The organism is Rhodococcus sp. C26F, assembly GCF_053345925.1.
In genome coordinates this window covers 33443-52923 of record NZ_JBKFBA010000017.1, presented here as the reverse complement: position 1 = coordinate 52923, position 19481 = coordinate 33443, and the positions used below count along the sequence as shown (strand labels likewise).

Here is a 19481-nt window from a genome sequence, read left to right as displayed (position 1 = left end):
GGGCGAAGGATTCCGGGGCACCGATCGGGAGGGAAAGGGGGTGGCAGAGCATCCACAGACGCACATGGTTGCACACCTTTCCGGCCGGGTGCGCTACTCTCACCTTGCCGTGGTGCTCGGGAAGCCGGTGGGAAACCGGCGCGGCCCTCGCCACTGTGAGCGGATAGTTGCTCGCCCTCGTCCGTACCGGTCCGCCGGTGTGGAGGCCACTGGATCTCATCCGGGAAGGTCGGCGCAGCAGCGGTGACCCGTCAGCCAGGAGACCGGCCACGGCACGTGAGGTCCACGAGGGTTTTGGAGACTGAACATGGCTGTACGCCTGTGTTTTCGGGTTGCGTCGTGACGCGCCTGACTTTGTTGTCGACGTCCGACACCGACCTGCTGTCGGCTCTGTCGAGCGATGTCGAGTGGGCGCTGGGTAACCCGTCCCGCCTCGACGTGTCCACCGAACTACCTGGTCTGCTCAGCGGATCGGACCTGGTCGTCGTGCGGATCCTGGGGTCCGCACGCAGTTGGCGCGACGGGCTCGACACCGTGCTCGCGGCCGGCGTCCCGGTCGTCGTTCTCGGTGGTGAACAGACCCCGGACGCCGAGCTCATGGGGCATTCGACGGTGCCGATCGGCATCGCCGCCGAGGCACACCGCTATCTCGCGTACGGCGGTCCCGCCAACCTCGCGCAGCTCCATGCCTTCCTCACCGACACCGTGCTGCTCGGCGGTGAAGGCTTCGATCCGCCCGTCGAACTGCCCGAATGGGGTGTGCTCGACCGGCCCGAGGGGCCGGCCGACGACCGGCTGCCGCGCGTCGGTGTGCTGTTCTACCGGGCCCACCACACCAGCGGAAACGTGCAGTTCGCGCACGATCTCGCGGACGCGATCGACGCGACCGGCAGGGCCCGCGGCGTCGTGATCCACTGCGCGTCGTTGCGCGGAGCGCCCGAGGATCTGCTCGCCGAAATCGGCACTCTCGATGCGCTCGTTGTGACGGTGCTGGCGGCCGGCGGAACCAAGCCCGCCACCGTGAGCGCGGGAGGCGAGGACGAGGCGTGGGACGTCGGGGCGCTCGCTGCGCTCGACATCCCGATCCTGCAGGCGCTGTGCCTGACCTGGAGCCGCGATGCCTGGGCGGAGTCCGACGACGGTGTCTCACCGTTGGATTCGGCCACCCAGATCGCAGTGCCCGAATTCGACGGGCGCATCATCACGGTGCCGTTCTCGTTCAAGGAACTCGGCGCCGACGGTCTGCCCCGTTACGTCACCGACCCGGAACGATGCCGCCGCGTGGCCGGTATCGCGGTCGCGCACGCGCGGCTTCGGCACGTGCCGGCGGCGCAGCGCCGGATCGCGATCATGCTGTCCGCGTACCCCACCAAGCATTCCCGCGTCGGCAATGCCGTCGGTCTCGACACACCGGTGTCGGCGATCCGCATGCTGCGCGCCCTGCGCGAGGCCGGATACGACCTCGGCGACGGCTTCCCCGGCATGGACGTCGAGGACGACACCGCCGCCGGTAACACCCTCATCCACGCCCTGATCGATGCGGGTGGTCAGGACGAGGAGTGGCTCACCGCCGATCAGCTCGCCGGAAACCCGGTGCGGGTGAGCACATCCGACTATCTGGCATGGACGAAGGATCTGCCTGCCGAGCTCACCGACGCGATGATCGAGGCGTGGGGCCCGGCGCCCGGGTCGTTGTTCGTCGACGGCAGCGGCGACGACAAGGCGATCGTGCTGGCGACCCTGCAGGCCGGCAACGTGGTGCTGATGATCCAGCCGCCCCGCGGCTTCGGTGAGAATCCGGTGGCGATCTACCACGATCCCGACATGGCGCCGTCGCACCATTACCTCGCCGCGTACAAGTGGATCGAGCACGGCTTCGGTGCCGATGCCGTGGTTCACCTGGGCAAACACGGTTCGATGGAATGGCTGCCCGGGAAGAACGCGGGCCTGTCCGCGGCGTGCGCGACCGACGCGGCCATCGGCAATCTGCCGCTGATCTATCCGTTCCTCGTCAACGATCCGGGTGAAGGTGCGCAGGCCAAGCGCCGTGCCCATGCGATCATCGTCGATCACCTGATCCCGCCGATGGCGCGCGCCGAATCGTACGGCGACATCGCTCGTTTGGAGCAACTGCTCGACGAGTACTCGAATATCGCCGCGATGGACCCGGCGAAACTGCCCGCGATCCGCGCGCAGATCTGGACGTTGATCCAGGCGGCGAAACTCGATCACGATCTCGGGCTCGACGACCGCCCGCACGACGCCGAATTCGACGACTTCCTGCTGCACGTCGATGGATGGTTGTGCGAGGTCAAGGATGCGCAGATCCGCGACGGCCTGCACGTTCTCGGTGCCGCACCGGTCGGGGAGGCACGGGTGAATCTGGTGCTGTCGATCCTGCGTGCCGCCCAGGTATGGGGTGGCAAGAGTAACGCCGTCCCTGGACTGCGCACCGCGCTGGGACTGAAGCCCGACGCTCCGCTGACCGAGGTCGACGGAATCGAGAACATCGCACGGGCGCTCGTGCAGGCCATGGAGGACGACGACTGGAACACCGGGTCGGCCGAGCGCGTTGTCGAATCCGTTCTCGGCCATCCCGATTCCGGGGTCGTGCGGGTGCTCACCTTCGCTGCCGACGAAGTGGTTCCCCGGCTCGCGGGCACGACTGCCGAGCTCGACGCCGTGCTCCACGCGCTCGACGGCGGGTACGTCCCGGCCGGACCGTCCGGTTCACCCTTGCGTGGACTGGTCAACGTGCTGCCGACCGGGCGCAACTTCTACACCGTCGACCCGAAGGCCGTCCCGAGCCGCCTCGCATACGACACCGGTGTCGCGTTGGCGGACAACCTGATCGAGCGATATCTCGCCGACACGGGGGAGTATCCGCAGTCGGTCGGTCTGTCGGTGTGGGGGACCTCGGCGATGCGCACCGCCGGCGACGACATCGCCGAGGTGCTCGCGCTCATCGGTGTGCGTCCGGAATGGGACGCCGAGTCGCGTCGGGTTCGCGAACTGACCGTGATCCCGCTCGAGGAACTCGGCCGGCCCCGCATCGACGTCACGGTCCGCATCTCGGGTTTCTTCCGCGATGCGTTCCCGCACGTCATCGGGATGCTCGACGACGCGATCCGCATGGTCGCCGCCCTCGACGAACCCGACGAGCAGAACTTCGTGCGAGCCCATGCTCGGCGGGACGAAGTCGAACACGGCGACGCCGACCGTGCGGTGCGGCGCATCTTCGGATCGAAGCCCGGCTCGTACGGTGCCGGCATCCTGCAGCTCATCGACTCCGGGAACTGGCGCACCGACGCCGATCTCGCCGAGGTCTACACCGCGTGGGGTGGCTTCGCCTACGGGCGTGGGTTGCACGGTGTTCCGGCCGCCGACGACATGCGTGCGAACTACCGGCGGATCGCGGTGGCGGCGAAGAACACCGACACCCGCGAACACGACATCGCCGATTCGGACGACTACTTCCAGTACCACGGCGGCATGGTCGCAACGGTGCGAGCGCTGACGGGCACCGACCCGAAGGCGTACATCGGCGACTCCACCACCCCCGATGCGGTGCGCACCCGATCACTGGCGGAGGAGACCGCACGGGTGTTCCGCGCCCGGGTCGTCAACCCGCGGTGGATCGGTGCGATGCGGCGGCACGGCTACAAGGGCGCCTTCGAACTCGCCGCCACCGTCGACTACCTGTTCGGCTACGACGCCACCGCAGGTGTCGTCGAGGACTGGATGTACGAGTCGCTTGCCCAGAACTACGCGCTCGACCCCGCGAACCAGCAGTTCCTCCGCGAAGCGAATCCGTGGGCGTTGCGCGGCATCGTCGAACGACTCACCGAGGCGGCCGATCGCGGGTTGTGGTCCGAGCCCGATCCGGAGACGATGAACAGGCTGCAGCAGGCCTATCTCGACGTCGAGGGCGATCTCGAGGACCGGGGGTGAGAGTTCGGCTCATCGGGATCGGCCCCGGCGGACCGGACGATCTCACGGTCGCGGCGGTGCACGCCCTCGAGAGCGTCGACGTCTTCCTCGTGCCCGACAAGAAGCGGGGCGTGGACGATCTCGTGGCGGTCCGCGAGGAGGTCCTGCGCCGCCACACCTCCGGTGCGCATCGGGTGATCGTGGTGCCCGACCCGCCCCGGGACCGTAACCCGGCGCACTACGGCGACGAGGTACGCGACTGGCACGCCGCCCGCGCCGAGGCCTACGAGACCGTTCTGCTCGACCGGATCGGAGACGACGAGACCGTCGGCTTCCTGGTCTGGGGCGATCCGAGCCTGTACGACAGCACGATCCGTGTCGTCGACCGCGTCCTCGAACGCGGGAGGGTGCGGTTCGACTACGACATCGTCCCCGGGGTCAGCAGCGTGCAACTGCTCGCGGCCCGACATCGTCTCGTGCTCAACACCATCGGCGGTCCGATCACCGTGACGACCGGTCGTCGGTTGCTTCAGGACGTCGCAGCGGGTGCGTCGAACATCGTGGTGATGCTCGACGGCGGCCTCGCCTGCACCGACCTCGACGGGACGTGGAGCATCTGGTGGGGTGCGAATCTGGGAACCGACGACGAAGAACTCGTCGCGGGCAAGCTTGCCGAAGTGCTTCCGGAGGTCCGTGAGGCCCGTGCCCGGGCCAAGCACGCGCGCGGCTGGGTGATGGACACCTACTTGCTGCGACGGGGTTGAGCAGTCCAGGCCAGGACCGCACTGCTGCCCACCACCCCGAACAGGGTGCCCAGCAGGAACCCCCCGAAATTGGCCGCGGGTAGCGCCACGAGCGCGACCAGCATCGCGACGACGCCCGCAGGAACACGCAGACCCGGTCGCACCAGCACGCCCACTCCGCACAGCGCCATGAACACTCCCAGGAAGAGGGTGGAGACGCCCGAGATGGTGCTGATCGACACCAGGACGTCCCCGACGCGGAAGGTGGTGTAGGCGGGCAGCAACAGGAACACCGCCGAGACGCACAGCAGTATCGCGCCGATGAAGGGACGCTCGCGTCGCCATTCGCGGAACCGTTCCCGCCGGGTGCCGGTCGCGGTCGTCAGCACTCGTGGGCTCCGGTCCGGACGTCCATCTGCAGGCCCTGCACGCTCATGGAGGTCGCGGTCATGGATACCGCGCGGACCCGCGCTTCGGTCATCACCGAGCCACCCATCGCCATGCCCGGTGTCAGGGAGGTCTCCACCCCCTCGAGCTGGGAGACGTCGACACCGAGGCGGACGTCGGCGGCGTCTATCGACCCACCGACGGAGACGGCGTCGAGCACCACGCTCCTCGCGGTGGTGTTGGGGCCCGGAACTCGGATCGTCATCGTCACATCGCCCAGGACCGGCACGCCGTGAGCGATGGTGGCGAGGCAGACGTCGGACAGCACCGACGACTCGACCTGGAGCGCGGCGGTGGGAAGGTCGCCTGCCGCACTGTCGACGCGACGGGGAAACACCTGGATCCCTTCGGCTTCGACCAGTCCGATGGTCCCGGAGATGTCCTGGCCTGAAATCGCCAGGTTCATCGGCAGGTCGCCGCGTGCGATACCCGCACCCAGCAGGGTTGCGGGAACGAGCCCGAGCAATGTGAGCGCTGCGAACCGGCGTTTCCGGATGCGTCCCATGCACTTCCTCCCCTTGTGGTCGTCGACTCGGCCGAACGGACGGAATCAGACCACTGTGGAAGGGTATTCCGGAACCGTTCCCCGCGCATACCAGGCGCGGGCGTCGAGAGAGAACGGTCCGGACGGAAGAGCGGCACGACAGGCGTCACGCACTGCGACGCGATGCCGTTCGGACATCGAGACCAGGTGCCGCCCGGCCGGTCCCACACCGAACGTGAAGGGCTCCCAGAAGTCGGAGAAATCGGCGTAATCGGCGCGCGCGGACAGGGCGCCGCCGACCACGTCGTGCAGACCCGCCCGCCGGAACCGCTCGGCGATGTCGCCCTCGCTGGTACCGGCCAGTGTCCTCTCACCCGGAGTGCTGGGTTCGACCGTTCCCACTGCGGTCCAGAAGACGCGGAGCATCGTCATCCCGCCGGCCGTGGTGTCCCACATGCACGCGGCGACGGTGCCGCCCCGGCGGGTCACCCGCACCATCTCCCGCACACCCAGTTCGGGATCGTTCATGAATCCGAGGACCAGCGATGCCAGGGTGACGTCGAACGTTCCGTCCGGCCACGGCAGGTTCTCGGCCACCCCGACGCGGACGTCGATCTCCGGTGCGATCTGCCGGCACGCCGCCGCGAATTGGGGAGCGGGATCGATCGCCGCGACGTTCGCTGCGCCGACCCGGGCGACCAGTTCACGGGTGAGCCCACCCGGTCCGCAGCCCACGTCGCAGACCCGATGCCCGCCCCTCACCCCGCCCGCGTCCGCCAGGGCGGGCGCGAGCGTCGCTGCGTAGCGGCCCATGAAGCGGTTGTACTGTTCGGCCGGTCCGGCGAACTGCATGTACTCAACCTATCGGCCTGATCGGTGGCCTCGTGGCCGTTCACATCGTCCGGCTCGGGTCACTTCTCGTCGTCGTCCGAACGCTCGACCACCTCGGGAGCGTTCTCCCGCGTTGCCATGCCGCCGTTGCGACCGTGATCGACCGGACCCGGCGGGTCCTTGTGCACCTCGTCGTCCTTCTTCTTCGACGTCGTCACTTCTACCTCCGTACGCTGGGCCGACTCGTGTCCGGGCGGATACCCGCACACGTGCACGCGCACACTTCGGGTGGCGTCGGGTCGCCGGACCGGATTGACTGGACCCAACGACACGAGGAGGCAGCATGCAGATCCGTGACAGGGTTTTCGTCGTCACCGGTGGAGGCAACGGGATCGGACGCGATGTCGTCCTCGAACTCCTCGTGCGTGGCGCGCGGGTCGCGGCGATCGACCTCCGCGCCGAGGCTCTCGACGGCACCCGTGCTCTGGCGGACGCCTATGTCGACCGTCTCACCACCCACACGGTCGACGTCTCCGATCGCGCCGCCGTCGAAGCCCTGGTAGGCGACGTGACCGCAGCACACGGGCAGGTTGACGGCGTCGCCAACGTCGCAGGCATCATCCAGAAGTTCGTCCCGTTCGCGGACCTGCCGTACGACGAGATGAACAAGGTGCTCGACGTCAACTACTGGGGCATCGTGCACATGTGCAAGGCGTTCCTCCCCGAGCTGCTGAGCCGTCCCGAGGCGAGCCTGCTCAACGTGTCGAGCATGGGTGCCTTCGTGCCGGTGCCGGGCCAGTCCGTCTACGGCGCGAGCAAGGCGGCGGTCAAACTGCTCACCGAAGGGCTGTACGCCGAACTGCGCATGACGAAGGTCGCGGTGACGCTGGTGTTCCCAGGCGCCGTCCGCACCGGCATCGCCGAGAACTCCGGTGCCGCCATCCCGGGACGCAACACCGACGCCTCCGTCAAGATCACCTCGTCCGCCGAGGCAGCCCGCAGGATCGCCGACGCGATCGAGAAGGGCACCTTCCGGGTGTGCATCGGCAAGGACGCGACGGTGCTCGACCTGCTCGCCAGGCTCATGCCGCGTCGCAGCATCGAGTTCCTGGCGAAGAAGATGGGCTCGCTCGTCGAGCGCTGACCTACCGGCGACCGGTCCGCAGCGGATGCGGCCGGGGCGGGACGTCCGTCGGCGACCGGCTCAGCACGATCGGCAACCACTGCGAGGTCATCACGATCATCACCAGCCATTCGGCTATCAACGCCACGGTCGGGTGATGCGGAGCGTTCGTGATCATTCCCGCCTGCGACCAGTACGCCAACAGCCCGAAGAACGACGACAGCCCCGAGCCGAGCATCGCGAGCGACGCCAGCTTCCATCGTCGCAGCCACAACGCCAGCGTCGAGATCACCACCCCGAACACGAGGGCCAGGGCCGCGAAGATCCGCAGCGGCACCGCCACGGGTGCGGTGTCGCCGAACCAACTGCCGAAGACCGTCCACGACCACGCCGACGACGTCTGCGGAAGCACCATGCATACCGTCAGGACGACGACGCAGATCGCCAGGACCCGTCCGCGGCGACCGGCGTCGAACTCCCCGGCGACCTTCTTCTCGATCCGGGCGAAGTCGTTCCGATAGGCCGACAGGTCCGCGCTCGTACCGTCCGCGCTCATGCCTCGACCTCTCCGTTCCGACACATGGGTGGCCATTATGCGCCGCACACCGATGTGACCTCGCTCATGTCGTCCACCTGCAATTATGCTCCGACACATGCGTCCGGAGCGGTGCCGGTGTGGCGCCGTGGTGCACCGGGTATCGCCCCTTACGAACCCGATCGAGGGAGGGCGAGAATGCCGGACCAGGACCAGTACCGCATGCAGCACCCGGGAGAGCAGCACCCCGTTCCGCCGCTCGAGGAGCAACCGGAGATCGCCTACCCCGGCGCGACCGCCGATCTGCTCTCCGCCCCCGACCACGGCGAGGCCACGTACCGGGGGAGCAGACGACTCGAAGGTCGTCGCGCCCTGATCACCGGCGGTGATTCCGGTATCGGACGGGCGGTCGCGGTGGCCTTCGCGCGGGAGGGCGCCGACGTCGTCCTGGCCTATCTCGACGAGGAGGACGAGGACGGCAAGCGGACGGCCGAACTCGTCGAACAGGCGGGACGCCGCGCGGTGCGCATGCCCGGCGACATCCGGGAAGAGGAGTTCTGCCGGCGATTGATCGACACGACGGTGTCCGAACTCGGCGGCATCGACATCCTCGTCAACAACGCCGCCTATCAGCACCTCGAACCCGGCGGCATCGGCGACATCTCCACGGAGCAATTCGACCGCGTGATGAAGACGAACCTCTACGCCCTGTTCTGGCTGTCGAAGTACGCGGTCGCCGCGATGGGGCCGGGTTCGACGATCGTCAACACCACCTCGATCCAGGCGGTGAGTCCGTCGCCGGGTCTGCTCGACTACGCAACCACGAAGGCCGGCATCGTCGACTTCACCAAGGGCCTCGCCTCCGACGTGGCGGGCAAGGGCATCCGCGTCAATGCGGTTGCACCCGGACCGATCTGGACCCCACTCATTCCCGCGACCATGCCGAAGGACGCGTACGAGCAATTCGGCAAGGACACCCCGCTCGGTCGCCCCGGCCAACCAGCCGAACTCGCCCCGGCCTACGTCTTCCTCGCCTCCCAGGAGTCGAGCTACATCACCGGGGAGACCATCGCCGTCACCGGCGGAGTCCCGTTCACCTGAGAATCAGAGCGCGNCGCATCGATGACCATTTCGCGCCCCGGAGTTCACGAGGACTGCATGTCGAGCAGTTCCGACACCGTCACGAACCGGTAGCCCTCGGCGCGCAGGCCGTCGACGATCCCGGGAATCGCCTCCAGCGACGCTGTCCGGGAGGGGTACATGACGTGCAGCAGGATGATCGAGCCGGGACGGGTCTCGTCGAGTGCGGTCTGCACGATCGTCTCGGTGTCGGACGAGTCGGAATCCGGTTCGACGTCCCACATCACGGTGGTCCGGTCGTGCTGGTCGAGATAGCGGGGGAGCGCGACGAGCTTCTTGCCGTAGGGCGGGCGGAAGGTGATCTCCCCGTCGAACCCGGTCTCGCGGATCGCGGCGTCGGTGCGCTCGATCTCCTCGGCCACCGTGCCGCTGCCGACGAGCATCATCCTGCGGTGCGTCGCGGTGTGATTGCCGAGTTCGTGCCCGGCCTCGACGATGGCCCGGCCCAGCTCCGGTCGTTGTTCGAGTTCCGAGCCGGTGACGTAGAAGGTGGCGGGGACGTCGGCGTCCTCGAGGGTCTGCAGGACCTGCGGGGTGAGGGCGCTCGGGCCGTCGTCGAGGGTCAGCGCGACCACCTTCTCGGGTGTCTCCACCCTATGGACGAGTGCCCCGAACAGCTGGAAGGTGCGGGAGTTCGAAAGCTGGAAGATCGCGACGGCGACGACGACCAGCACCCCGAGCACGGCGGATACGACGACGAGGGTTCTTCGGCCGGATGCCATTCGGACATGGTGCCTCATCCGGTGTCGATGGGTGGCGGACGCCCGGTTGAGCGGTTCCGGGACCGACGCCGGGTCTTGTACTGTTCGTAGCGACGTAGGGAACAACGGTGCGAATCCGTGGCTGTCCCGCAACTGTCACCGAGGAGCGATCCCCCGATTCATGGTCACGGCCCACACGGGTTGGAAGGCCGGGGGTGAGCGTCGATCCGGGAGCCAGGACACCTGCGTCGCCGAAGCAGGACCCACGAGGATGGACATGAACAATTCGATATCGACCGCCCGCAAGGGGCGGAATTCGGCGCTGCGCGCAGCCGTCGCACTGCTAGCGGCGGCGTTGGCCGTCTCCGGTTGCTCGTCGAGCGACGACACATCCGGGGCAGTCGAACAGGACACCGCAGCATCGGCCTACCCGCTCACCATCGAGAACTGCGGCAGGACGCTCACCATCGACGCGCCACCACAGCGGGCGGTGTCCCTGAATCAGGGATCCACCGAGATCCTGCTGTCGCTCGGTCTCGCCGACCGCGTGGTCGGCACCGCGACCTGGACCGATCCCGTTCGGGAGAATCTCGCCGACGAGAACGCGAAGGTTCCGCGTCTGGCCGACAACAAGCCGTCCTTCGAGGTTGTGCTCGACACGGAACCGGATTTCGTCTCGGCCTCCTTCGGCGGCACACTCGGACTCGGTGGGGTTGCCGAACCGTCACAGTTCGAACAACTCGGGGTGCCTGCCTACCTCTCGCCCACCGATTGCGACGGCAAGGACGACAACAGCGTCAACGCCGACGGCAACCGCACCGAACCGCTGACCATGGACGCGGTCTACAAGGAGATCCGCGACCTCGCCGCGATCTTCGACGTGCGCGAGCGTGGTGAAGAGTTCGTCGCCGAACTCGAGCAGCGGTACGAGGAGGCGTCGGGGCAGGTGCACGCGGAGGGCGTGTCGCTGGCCTACTGGTTCGCCGACACCGAGACTCCGTACGTGGCGGGCTGCTGCGGGTCGTCGGGCATCATCACCGATTCGGTCGGAGCGAAGAACGTCTTCGACGACACCACCAACGAGTGGCCCCAGGTGAGCTGGGAGTCGATTCTCGACCGCAACCCGACTGCGCTCGTCATGGCCGATCTGAGTCGTCGCAGTATCACCGGCGACGCTCTGGACAGCAAGATCGAGTTCCTGGAATCGAATCCGCTCACCCAACGCCTGACCGCGGTGCAGAACCGGCGGTACATCGTGGTCAACGGCGCCGACATGAATCCGTCCATCCGCACGGTCGACGGGATCGAGAAGGTCGCCGACGCCCTGCGCGAGTGGAATCTCGACAGCTGATGGTGACGTCCACTGCCCGGCGGCCCTCGGAGGGGCGTCGGGCTCCGGTGGCCGGTGTCGTGGTGGTCGCGGGGCTGATCGTTCTCGCCCTGTCGATCGCGGTGACCGTCACGATCGGCCCGGCGGAGTTGTCCGTCGTCGACGTGTACGCGGTGATCTTCGACCGTCTCGGGCTGGCCGACAGTTCCGTCACCGCGATCCGGGAAGGAATCGTGTGGGAACTGCGTCTCCCGCGCACCTTGCTCGCGGCGGTGTGCGGTGCCGGACTCGCGGTGTGTGGCGCGATCATGCAGTCGTTGTTACGTAATCCGCTGGCGGATCCCTTCGTGCTCGGCATCTCCTCGGGCGCCTCGACCGGCGCGGTGATGATCGCGGTGCTGGGTATCGGCGGGGGTGCCGTGTCGTTGTCGGGCGGAGCGTTCGTCGGGGCGCTCGTCTCCTTCGCACTCGTGTTGCTGCTGGCGACCGGGGCAGGGGGCGGGACCTCCCGTGTCGTGCTGGCCGGAGTGGCGGGAACACAACTGTTCTCGGCGCTGACATCGTTCATCGTCATCTCGTCCGCAGACGCGGAACGCACTCGGGGGGTGCTGTTCTGGTTACTCGGTTCCCTGAGCGGAGCCACCTGGACCGGCGTCGTGCTCTGCGGAGCGGTCTGCGCCGCCGGAATCGTGGTGTGCCTGGTGAAGGCGTCGTCGCTGGACGCCTTCACATTCGGGTCGTCGACCGCCGCGACCCTCGGGATCGCGGTCGGACGTACCCGTCTGCTGTTCCTCATGGTGACGGCGTTGATCACCGCCGTCCTGGTCAGTGCAGCAGGGGCGATCGGGTTCATCGGGCTGGTGCTGCCCCATGCGGCCCGGTTCCTGGTGGGCCCGCGGCACAGTCGTCTCGTTCCGGTCACCGCCGTCGTCGGGGCGGTTTTCATGGTGTGGGTCGATGCGGTCGCCCGCACCGTCTTCGCGCCGCAAGAGGTTCCCGTCGGCGTGGTGACCGCACTGATCGGCGTGCCGGCCTTCGCGCTGATCCTCTTCCGTACGAGGAGTACTCCGTGACACTGTCCGCAAAGTCGCTGCGGTGGAACCGCGGCGGACATCTCGTCGTCGACGACGTGACGATCGATCCCGTGCCCGGGGAGACGATCGGACTTCTCGGGCCGAACGGGTCGGGCAAGTCGTCGTTGCTCCGCCTGCTGTCCGGGATCGACCGGCCCGAGTCGGGCGTGGTGACCTTGGACGGCACCGATATTCACAGCCTCGGACGTCGCGTCCTGGCGCGCCGGGTCGCAATGGTCGCGCAGCACGCACACACCGAGGTCGACATCCGGGTACGGGATGTCGTGCGGCTGGGAAGAATTCCGCACGCCGACGTTCTCGGTCGTGACGACGGCGGGGACGCAGCGATCGCACATGCGCTCGAGGTGACCGGGATGACCGAACACGCCGACCGGATGTGGCGAGCGATGTCGGGAGGTGAACGTCAGCGCGCACAGATCGCACGGGCGCTGGCCCAAGAACCGGAAGAACTCCTGCTCGACGAGCCGACCAATCACCTCGACATCCAACACCAGCTCGACATCCTCGAACGGGTCGTAGCGTTGCCGGTGACGACCTACGTCGCGCTGCACGATCTCAATCTCGCGGCGATGTTCTGTGACCGCGTGGTCGTTCTCGAGAAGGGTCGGGTCGTCGCCCACGGAACTCCTGCGGAGGCACTGACAGAGGAGATGATCGAGCAGGTGTACGGCGTGCGTGCCGCGGTCTCATATGAAGGGGGGACACCCGTCATCCGCTACCACCGCCTTCGTGCGTCCTACGCTTAGCAAGATTGCCGCGCGAAATGGTCGTAGGGACGCGCAATTACGCGCACTCACGACCATTTCGCGCTCCGCAGTTCACGAGGTCGGTGGAGTAATGAAGAAGCAATCGCCGCACAACCCACCAGTGGGCATGCGGTAGTAGAGGCAGCAGCTACGGCGTCGACCGGTCTTTGGGTCGAGGGCGTCGGCGAGACGCGGATCGCTCAGCAGGACGTCGACGTGAGGTTGGGCGTCGGTGCCGATCATCTGCGCCGTGCCGACCAGGGCGGACGCCGTGTTACCCCACAACAGCCCAAACGCGACCACCCCGCTCCACGCGTCGACGAGCGGTTCGACCTGCACGTCGAGCACTTCGACCGCCGCTTCGCCACCGAACTCCGGGTCGACGATGTGCAACTGCAGGCCGGCGTTGTCGCGCCACAGCAAGTGCTCGGGATCGAGCCGGACGCACCGGCCGGAGTCCACGACGGAACCGACCGCCACCGACCAGAGGCGTGCGACGTAGCCGAAGAAGAACGTCGACGCTGCGACCCGCATCTCGTCGGTGCCCATCCGCGCGGCAGTCGTCGCCACCAGCGCGTCACGGACAGCGGGATCGCGCAGATCGGAGGTCGGACGCCACGTGTCGTCGACGGGACCGGTACCCACCCGGAAGTACGGGCTCCACGCAGCGATGCGTTCGAGCATCCCGACGACCTCGGACACGGATTCCTCTCAGAGTCGAGGCGAGGTCATCTTCCTCCATCGCCGCTCGTCCGCATCGTATTGGACGAGACCCATTCGCTCGAACTCGTCGAGCCACCCCCGCATCGGCCACCACCCCCAACGCTGGTGGAACAGCGCGGTATTGGTGAGGATGTCGTCGAGATGCTCGACCGGCGGGCTCGACACCGGGTGGTACTGGTGGAAGGCGTGGGCGCCGCCGACCCAGGCCATAGGGACTCCGGCACGGGCGGCCTTCTGCCCGAAATCGGTGTCCTCGCCGCCGTATCCGCTGTAGGCGGTGCAGAACCCGCCGATGCGGTCCCACACGAGCGACCGGGACGCGAACGACAGCGACCAGAACAATTCGTGCCTGTCGTCCAGCACGATCTCACCCGAGGAGGGGAACGGACGGGCCGGATGCGGATCGATCGAGTCGCTGAGCCGGTCGAGGTCGTAGCCGTCGGCGCCCGGTTCGGACAGATAGGTGACCGGACCGTTGAGCAGCGCAGCCGGGTGCCGGCCGGCCGCCTCGGCGTACCGTTCGATCAGGTCGGGAGCCGGAATGCAGTCGACGTCGAGGAAGACGAGCAGATCCGACGACGCCGTCCGCGCACCCAGATTCCGTGCCTCTCCGACCGGCAGTTTCGCGGAGTCGACGTCCATCTCCACCACTCGCGCCGACGAGCCGGCCGTGGCGACGACCTCCGCGACCTCCGGATCACTCATCGCGACAACGATGTGCTCGTCGGGTGTCCGGGTGCTGCGTGCGAGGCCGTCGAGTTGGCGTCGCAGATGCGTGCCGCGACCTGCGGCGACGGTGACGACCGAGACCGTCATGACCTCTCCGTATCAGGGGTCGCCCGGTCCCCGGTCTCTGCCAGCTCGTCCAGGATCGCCGCGGCGCGCGCCGCGGCACCGTCGACCTGCCAGCGTTTCCATTCGACGGGGTCGAGGCCGCGTGCTCGCTCGATCAGTTCGGGCCAGCGGTTCGGGTCGGGCCACCCGTCGAGACCCACCGTCAGTCCGGCCTTCTCCAGAGCCGTTGCGGTGGAACGCTGTTCGTCGAACGGACGGGGTTCGGCGATCACGACCGCAGGTCGCGCGGCGGCCGCGATGTCGGCGACGGTGTTCTGGCCCGCATGCCCGATCACGACGTCGGCGCCGGTGAGGACGGGCCACGGATCGTCGATCCACGGGCCGCCCGCGACACCGAGACCCTCCCACTCGTACTGGGGGAAGCGCGACGAGAACCGGTGCAGATCGTCGACGGTGATCGACGATCCGCCGCTGCCGCTCATGACGAGGACCCTCGGCTTTTCACCGGCTGTGCGGGTGGGAGACGGGCGTCCGTCGAAACGGCTGATCCCGCCGACGTACGAGGTGGCGTACGAGCGCAGCCAGTGCGGATCGTAGACGTCCTGCGACCACGGTGCGATGAGATGGTCGGCGACGCGGTAGGCCAGCGTGTGGGCGGTATCGGTGCGCTCGCCCGGCATCGCGAGCACCACGACGGGGATCCCGTACAAGCGGGCGAGGAGCGTCACCTCCACCGACACGTCCACCACCAGCAGGCTCGGGCGGGTCGCGGCGATCCACGACCCCAGTGCGTGCATGCGTTCGCGGAGACCGTCGTCGTGGGTGGGAACCCAGTGGAGGACGTCGTGGGCCGTCGGGTCCTGCGCGGTGTCGACGGCGAGGTCGTCGCGGGGGAGCAGCACGACGTCGTCGAAGGCGTCGGCGGCAGTGCCGAGCGGCGCCGACGACAATGCCGTCACCGGCGTCCGCAGATGCGCGCAGATGCTGCTCGCGCGGGTGCGGTGTCCGTGCCCGTGATGATGGATGTAGTAGCCGATCATGCCGCTCCCGCGAGTTCCCGATACAGCGAGACGTAGGCATCGACCATCGTGCGTTCCGAACAACGCTCCTCCGCGCGGGCTCGGGCGGAGGCACGGGACAGACGGACCGCGCGGGGTATCGCCGCGGCCAGGCCGTCGATGTCGTCCGGCGCGACCAGGCATCCGCTGCTCTCGTCGACGACCTCCGGGATGCCGCCGCGCGCGAAGGCCACCACGGGTGTCCCGCATGCGAGGGACTCGGCGACGACGAGACCGTACGGTTCGTCCCATTGCGGGGTGATGAGTGCTGCTGCCGAACGTCCCACCGCGGCAGCGAGATCCGGCTGGGAAAGATGACCGAGATAGATCACGTCGGGACCGAGGAACGGTTCGACGTGCTCCGCGACGTACCTGCGGTTGCTGATCGGGCCCGCGATCCGCAGCCGGTAACCGGCCCGGCGCGCGGCCTCGATCGCGAGATGCGCGCCCTTCTCCGGCACGAGGCGGCCGAACCAGATCAGGTCCTCACCTCCCGAACCGACCGGCCACGCTCCGAGATCGACACCGTTGGGCACGACCGCCACCGGACCGGGCGTGGCGTGTTCCCAGGCCGTCGCGGTGTGCCGGCTGACCGCGACGAACGTGCCCGGGCACCCACCCGGAGTCGCCATCGCCGACTCGAGCCACGGCGTCGGCGGCGTGTGCAGCGTGCAGAGCAACGGGGCGCGCAACATGCGGGCCATCGCTATCGGCAGGTAGTGCAGGCTGTGGTTGTGCACGACGTCGAAAGCATCGGCGGACGGTCCGGCGAGATCGAGCATCAGCGACAGGTAGGCGTGGTGGTCGCCGAGGAAGCCGTTCGCCGGGGGCATCGACACGTCGCTGCGTGCGAGTTCGCTGACCTCGAAGGACGGCACCTCGAGGAACGAGGCCGGAAGTTCCGGATCGGATCCCGGTGCGGCGAAGAGCGTCACCTCGTGGCCGTCCTTGCCGAGCGCGTGGGCGAGATGCCACACGTGCGCTTCGAGTCCGCCGGCGAAGGGCTGGCGGATCGGATATCTGTTCGACGCGATGAGCGCGATGCGCAACGGCGTCATGATCCGCTCCGGCTGCTCATCGCGCGCAGGTAGATGTCACGATGGGCGCGGGCCAGCGCGCGACGTTCGTCCATACGTTGCGACCAGTCGGCTCGCGGAAGATCTCTACTCTCGTACAGTTCTCGCACGCAACGATCGAGCGAGTCGGCGTCGAAGGTGTCCTCGTCGTAGGTGTACACACCGCACCGACGTTGCTCGCCGTAGAAGCCGCAACTCGGCGCGATCACGGCGGTGCCGAGGTCGAAACACGCCTCGAGCCAACCCGAATGGGTTCCGAAACGGTAGGGCAGCACCGACACCGACAGGTCCGAGAGGTACTGCCACAGTTCGTCGTCGGAGAAGTACGGATGCACGCGCACGTCCACCTGGGGTTGCTCGCCGTACTGGAGGATGCGGGAACCGGCTTCCGGGTTGTACCAGTACGCATTGTCGGGATCGAAGATCTCGTCGTGCACGTTGATCTGCAACACCGCATCGGGAAGCGAGCGCACGGTCTCGGCCAGCGTGTCGAGCACCGGGAACAGATCCATGTTCGCGCGCAGGCTCTTCGCGTGGACCCCCACGACGAACGGACTCTCGTCGCGACGCGGTCGCTCGAGCCAGTGCTGTTCGACGACGTGCGGATGCGGCAGGACCGTCGCCTCCCGGCCCCAGCGCAGACGGATCCGCTCGGCGGCGCCCGGCGTGAGGGTGATCAGTTCGTCCGCGGCCGGAATCAGCACGTCGAGTTGCTTGTGGTGCTCACCGGGGGTGGGATGGTGCGGGTTCCGCAGATCGTGCACCGTGTACACGAGAGGCTTGTCGTGCTCGGCGAGTTCGGCAACGACGTCCTGCAGCTGCTCCGCGCCGATCGCGTCGAATCCGAAATGGATGTGGAAGACGTCGAATTCCTCGTGGTGGTCGCTCACCCAGCCCGGTTCGAGCATCAACGGCGGCCACCAGCCCCCGGGAACCTTGCGGCCGTCGGCGGGAACCGGATCCGTCAACCGGATCACGTCGTCGCCCTCCGGGCAGGCGAGGTGCCGGACGTAGACGTGCGACGCAGGTACCGACGCGACTCGAATCATCACAACCGACCCCTCTTCTCCCTCGCGCGACATTCGCCGTACACACCGAAAGGCCGGGAACGCCGTCCCCGGCCATCGTCCGGTGTCCTGCGGCTACCCCCGCGGGACGGCCTTCACACGTCCCTGCCCGACTCGTCCGGTCTTCACTAGGGTGGCGGTAGGCAACGATCATCGAGCGAAAGGATTCGGTATGGGTGTGAGCTTGGCCAAGGGCGGCAACGTTTCGCTGTCGAAGGAGGCTCCGAACCTGACGGCGGTGACGGTGGGTCTCGGCTGGGACGTGCGCGCGACGACCGGCGCGGACTTCGATCTCGACGCCAGCGCACTGCTGACGAGCGAGAACGGCAAGGTCCTGTCCGACCAGCATTTCGTCTTCTACAACAACCTGCGTTCGCCGGACGGCTCCGTCGAGCACACCGGCGACAACCTCACCGGCGAGGGCGAGGGCGACGACGAGAGCGTGAACGTCGACCTCGTCGCCGTTCCCGCGGAGGTCAAGTCGATCGTCTTCCCGGTGTCGATCCACGACGCCGACGCGCGGGGCCAGTCGTTCGGTCAGGTGCGCAACGCGTTCATCCGCGTCGTCGACCGCGCCGACGGCCGGGAACTCGCCCGCTACGACCTCACCGAGGATGCGTCCACCGAGACCGCGATGGTCTTCGGTGAGCTGTACCGCCACGGTGGCGAGTGGAAGTTCCGCGCCATCGGCCAGGGCTACGCCTCCGGTCTGGCGGGCATCGCACGGGACTACGGCGTCAACGTCGGCTGAAAATGGGTCTCAGCGGACGAGCTTCCACTTCTTGTCGTGCCGGTAGAAGGTCGACCGCTTGAGAGCCCGGGGGTTCGCGACCCCGTCGCGGGTGACGACCGCGGCGGGGGAACCCAACTGCATGGCCCGGCCCGTCAACCACTTGTAGCCGCCGAACCAGCGCGGCCGGTCGATCGCGGCCCGCAGACCGGGCATCGCGGGTGTGGGTTCGACGCGGATGCCGGGCACCGTGCCGGAGAACAGGCGGGTGTCGTCGACGTAGGCCTCCCCGACGAGCGCATCGCCGGTCTCACCGCACAGCAGCGCACGGCCGACGAGGGCGATACCGGCGTCGTCGCGGATGAGCGGCAACGGCTTCGCGACCCCTTGCAGAGCGACGGTGGCGGCCTTCGACCCCGTCCGCAACCCGTACGCCTCCGTGGCCGGGGTTCGTGTCTCCGGGACGTACGCGACCTCCAGGTCGAGGCGTTCGGTGCGCATCAGCCGGGTGACGGTCGCGGCGAATGCCGCGTCGTTGCCTACGAGGATCAGACGAGGGTCCTCCACCGATTCGAGATGCGCGAAGACGTCCTCGAAGTCGTCCTTCTCGGGGAGGGCAGGCGCAGACAGTGCGGTCACGGGGGTCAGCGCCAACGGCAATGGCACGTCACCGCATCTGAGCACTACCGGGGTCAACGGGTCTCCTCGAGGGGTCGGGTTCGTCGGGCTCTCGGCTGCGTCCACTGTAATGGGAAGCCGGTGGGGGAGGGCGGCGGCGACCCGCTACCGCGCGCCGCAGCTCCGGCGCTTCTGCAGTCCCGTCATTCGCGCTCGTCGGAGGGTGGACTACACTGTGGTCCCGGCTGCTGCCCGGTTGGGCAGGACCCTGCAGGCGAGACCGCCCGCACGTAGACACCTGCCTGAGGAG

Annotated in this window: 20 protein-coding genes and 2 riboswitches; of the genes, 8 read left to right on the top strand and 12 right to left on the bottom strand. The window is 67.9% G+C overall.

Annotated features, from left to right (window positions below):
• Positions 1 to 93 precede the first annotated feature (93 nt).
• Positions 94 to 286, top strand: a riboswitch (cobalamin riboswitch).
• 53 nt (positions 287 to 339) lie between these two features.
• On the top strand, positions 340 to 3951 hold the full coding sequence (gene cobN / locus ACLBYD_RS17675) for a cobaltochelatase subunit CobN (RefSeq protein WP_447817451.1): 3612 nt from the start codon (positions 340 to 342) through the stop codon (positions 3949 to 3951).
• Positions 3948 to 4694: a precorrin-6A synthase (deacetylating) gene (gene cobF / locus ACLBYD_RS17670; protein WP_447817450.1), complete on the top strand. Its 747-nt coding sequence runs from the start codon at positions 3948 to 3950 to the stop codon at positions 4692 to 4694. Before cobN ends, cobF begins: the two co-directional genes overlap by 4 nt.
• Here cobF and ACLBYD_RS17665 read toward each other — a convergent pair.
• From ACLBYD_RS17665 to ACLBYD_RS17650, 4 genes are read right to left on the bottom strand one after another with little or no spacing between them, the layout of a single operon-like run.
• The gene (locus ACLBYD_RS17665) at positions 4673 to 5062 is read right to left on the bottom strand and encodes a DUF6114 domain-containing protein (RefSeq protein WP_447817449.1); all 390 of its coding nucleotides are present in this window, start codon (positions 5060 to 5062) and stop codon (positions 4673 to 4675) included. The two genes, cobF and ACLBYD_RS17665, sit on opposite strands and share 22 nt — an antisense overlap.
• A complete protein-coding gene (locus ACLBYD_RS17660; RefSeq protein WP_447817448.1) occupies positions 5056 to 5625 on the bottom strand; it encodes a DUF6230 family protein in 570 nt (189 codons plus the stop codon). The genes ACLBYD_RS17665 and ACLBYD_RS17660 overlap by 7 nt, the downstream gene beginning before the upstream one ends.
• 45 nt (positions 5626 to 5670) lie before the next feature.
• On the bottom strand, positions 5671 to 6456 hold the full coding sequence (locus ACLBYD_RS17655) for a class I SAM-dependent methyltransferase (protein WP_447817447.1): 786 nt from the start codon (positions 6454 to 6456) through the stop codon (positions 5671 to 5673).
• Between the two features lie 59 nt (positions 6457 to 6515).
• Positions 6516 to 6653 carry a hypothetical protein gene (locus ACLBYD_RS17650; RefSeq protein ID WP_447817446.1) on the bottom strand — a complete coding sequence of 46 codons (138 nt, stop codon included), beginning with the start codon at positions 6651 to 6653 and terminating at the stop codon, positions 6516 to 6518.
• 125 nt (positions 6654 to 6778) lie between these two features.
• Here ACLBYD_RS17650 and ACLBYD_RS17645 point away from each other — a divergent pair, with 125 nt between their 5' ends.
• Entirely contained in the window at positions 6779 to 7579 is an 801-nt protein-coding gene (locus ACLBYD_RS17645) for an SDR family NAD(P)-dependent oxidoreductase (RefSeq protein ID WP_447817445.1), read from the top strand.
• 1 nt (position 7580) lies between these two features.
• Here ACLBYD_RS17645 and ACLBYD_RS17640 read toward each other — a convergent pair whose 3' ends face one another.
• A complete protein-coding gene (locus ACLBYD_RS17640; RefSeq protein ID WP_447817444.1) occupies positions 7581 to 8114 on the bottom strand; it encodes an Rv2732c family membrane protein in 534 nt (177 codons plus the stop codon).
• Positions 8115 to 8291: 177 nt separating this feature from the next.
• Here ACLBYD_RS17640 and ACLBYD_RS17635 point away from each other — a divergent pair, with 177 nt between their 5' ends.
• Entirely contained in the window at positions 8292 to 9194 is a 903-nt protein-coding gene (locus ACLBYD_RS17635; protein ID WP_447817443.1) for an SDR family oxidoreductase, read from the top strand.
• Positions 9195 to 9238: 44 nt separating this feature from the next.
• Here ACLBYD_RS17635 and ACLBYD_RS17630 read toward each other — a convergent pair whose 3' ends face one another.
• On the bottom strand, positions 9239 to 9955 hold the full coding sequence (locus tag ACLBYD_RS17630) for a polysaccharide deacetylase family protein (RefSeq protein WP_447817441.1): 717 nt from the start codon (positions 9953 to 9955) through the stop codon (positions 9239 to 9241).
• 63 nt (positions 9956 to 10018) lie between these two features.
• Positions 10019 to 10199, top strand: a riboswitch (cobalamin riboswitch).
• Positions 10200 to 10211: 12 nt separating this feature from the next.
• Here ACLBYD_RS17630 and ACLBYD_RS17625 point away from each other — a divergent pair.
• From ACLBYD_RS17625 to ACLBYD_RS17615, 3 genes are read left to right on the top strand one after another with little or no spacing between them, the layout of a single operon-like run.
• Complete coding sequence (locus tag ACLBYD_RS17625; protein ID WP_447817440.1) at positions 10212 to 11285, top strand: ABC transporter substrate-binding protein; 1074 nt, start codon at positions 10212 to 10214, stop codon at positions 11283 to 11285.
• A complete protein-coding gene (locus ACLBYD_RS17620; RefSeq protein WP_447817439.1) occupies positions 11285 to 12337 on the top strand; it encodes a FecCD family ABC transporter permease in 1053 nt (350 codons plus the stop codon). The genes ACLBYD_RS17625 and ACLBYD_RS17620 overlap by 1 nt, the downstream gene beginning before the upstream one ends.
• On the top strand, positions 12334 to 13104 hold the full coding sequence (locus ACLBYD_RS17615; RefSeq protein ID WP_447817438.1) for an ABC transporter ATP-binding protein: 771 nt from the start codon (positions 12334 to 12336) through the stop codon (positions 13102 to 13104). Before ACLBYD_RS17620 ends, ACLBYD_RS17615 begins: the two co-directional genes overlap by 4 nt.
• 72 nt (positions 13105 to 13176) lie before the next feature.
• Here the strand turns inward: ACLBYD_RS17615 and ACLBYD_RS17610 are convergent, their stop codons facing one another.
• From ACLBYD_RS17610 to ACLBYD_RS17590, 5 genes are read right to left on the bottom strand one after another with little or no spacing between them, the layout of a single operon-like run.
• A complete protein-coding gene (locus ACLBYD_RS17610) occupies positions 13177 to 13806 on the bottom strand; it encodes a (2Fe-2S)-binding protein (protein WP_447817437.1) in 630 nt (209 codons plus the stop codon).
• A 9-nt stretch (positions 13807 to 13815) separates the two neighbouring features.
• Positions 13816 to 14643 (bottom strand): glycosyltransferase family 2 protein, encoded by an 828-nt coding sequence (locus ACLBYD_RS17605; protein ID WP_447817436.1) that lies wholly within the window; start codon positions 14641 to 14643, stop codon positions 13816 to 13818.
• On the bottom strand, positions 14640 to 15662 hold the full coding sequence (locus ACLBYD_RS17600; protein WP_447817434.1) for a glycosyltransferase: 1023 nt from the start codon (positions 15660 to 15662) through the stop codon (positions 14640 to 14642). The genes ACLBYD_RS17605 and ACLBYD_RS17600 overlap by 4 nt, the downstream gene beginning before the upstream one ends.
• Entirely contained in the window at positions 15659 to 16738 is a 1080-nt protein-coding gene (locus ACLBYD_RS17595; protein ID WP_447817433.1) for a glycosyltransferase, read from the bottom strand. Before ACLBYD_RS17595 ends, ACLBYD_RS17600 begins: the two co-directional genes overlap by 4 nt.
• The gene (locus ACLBYD_RS17590) at positions 16735 to 17805 is read right to left on the bottom strand and encodes a glycosyltransferase family 1 protein (RefSeq protein WP_447817505.1); all 1071 of its coding nucleotides are present in this window, start codon (positions 17803 to 17805) and stop codon (positions 16735 to 16737) included. Before ACLBYD_RS17590 ends, ACLBYD_RS17595 begins: the two co-directional genes overlap by 4 nt.
• 190 nt (positions 17806 to 17995) lie before the next feature.
• On the opposite strand from ACLBYD_RS17590, the gene ACLBYD_RS17585 reads away from it, so the two are divergent.
• A complete protein-coding gene (locus ACLBYD_RS17585; RefSeq protein WP_006552942.1) occupies positions 17996 to 18574 on the top strand; it encodes a TerD family protein in 579 nt (192 codons plus the stop codon).
• Between the two features lie 9 nt (positions 18575 to 18583).
• Here ACLBYD_RS17585 and ACLBYD_RS17580 read toward each other — a convergent pair whose 3' ends face one another.
• The gene (locus ACLBYD_RS17580) at positions 18584 to 19237 is read right to left on the bottom strand and encodes a hypothetical protein (protein WP_447817504.1); all 654 of its coding nucleotides are present in this window, start codon (positions 19235 to 19237) and stop codon (positions 18584 to 18586) included.
• Between the last annotated feature and the right edge of the window lie 244 nt (positions 19238 to 19481).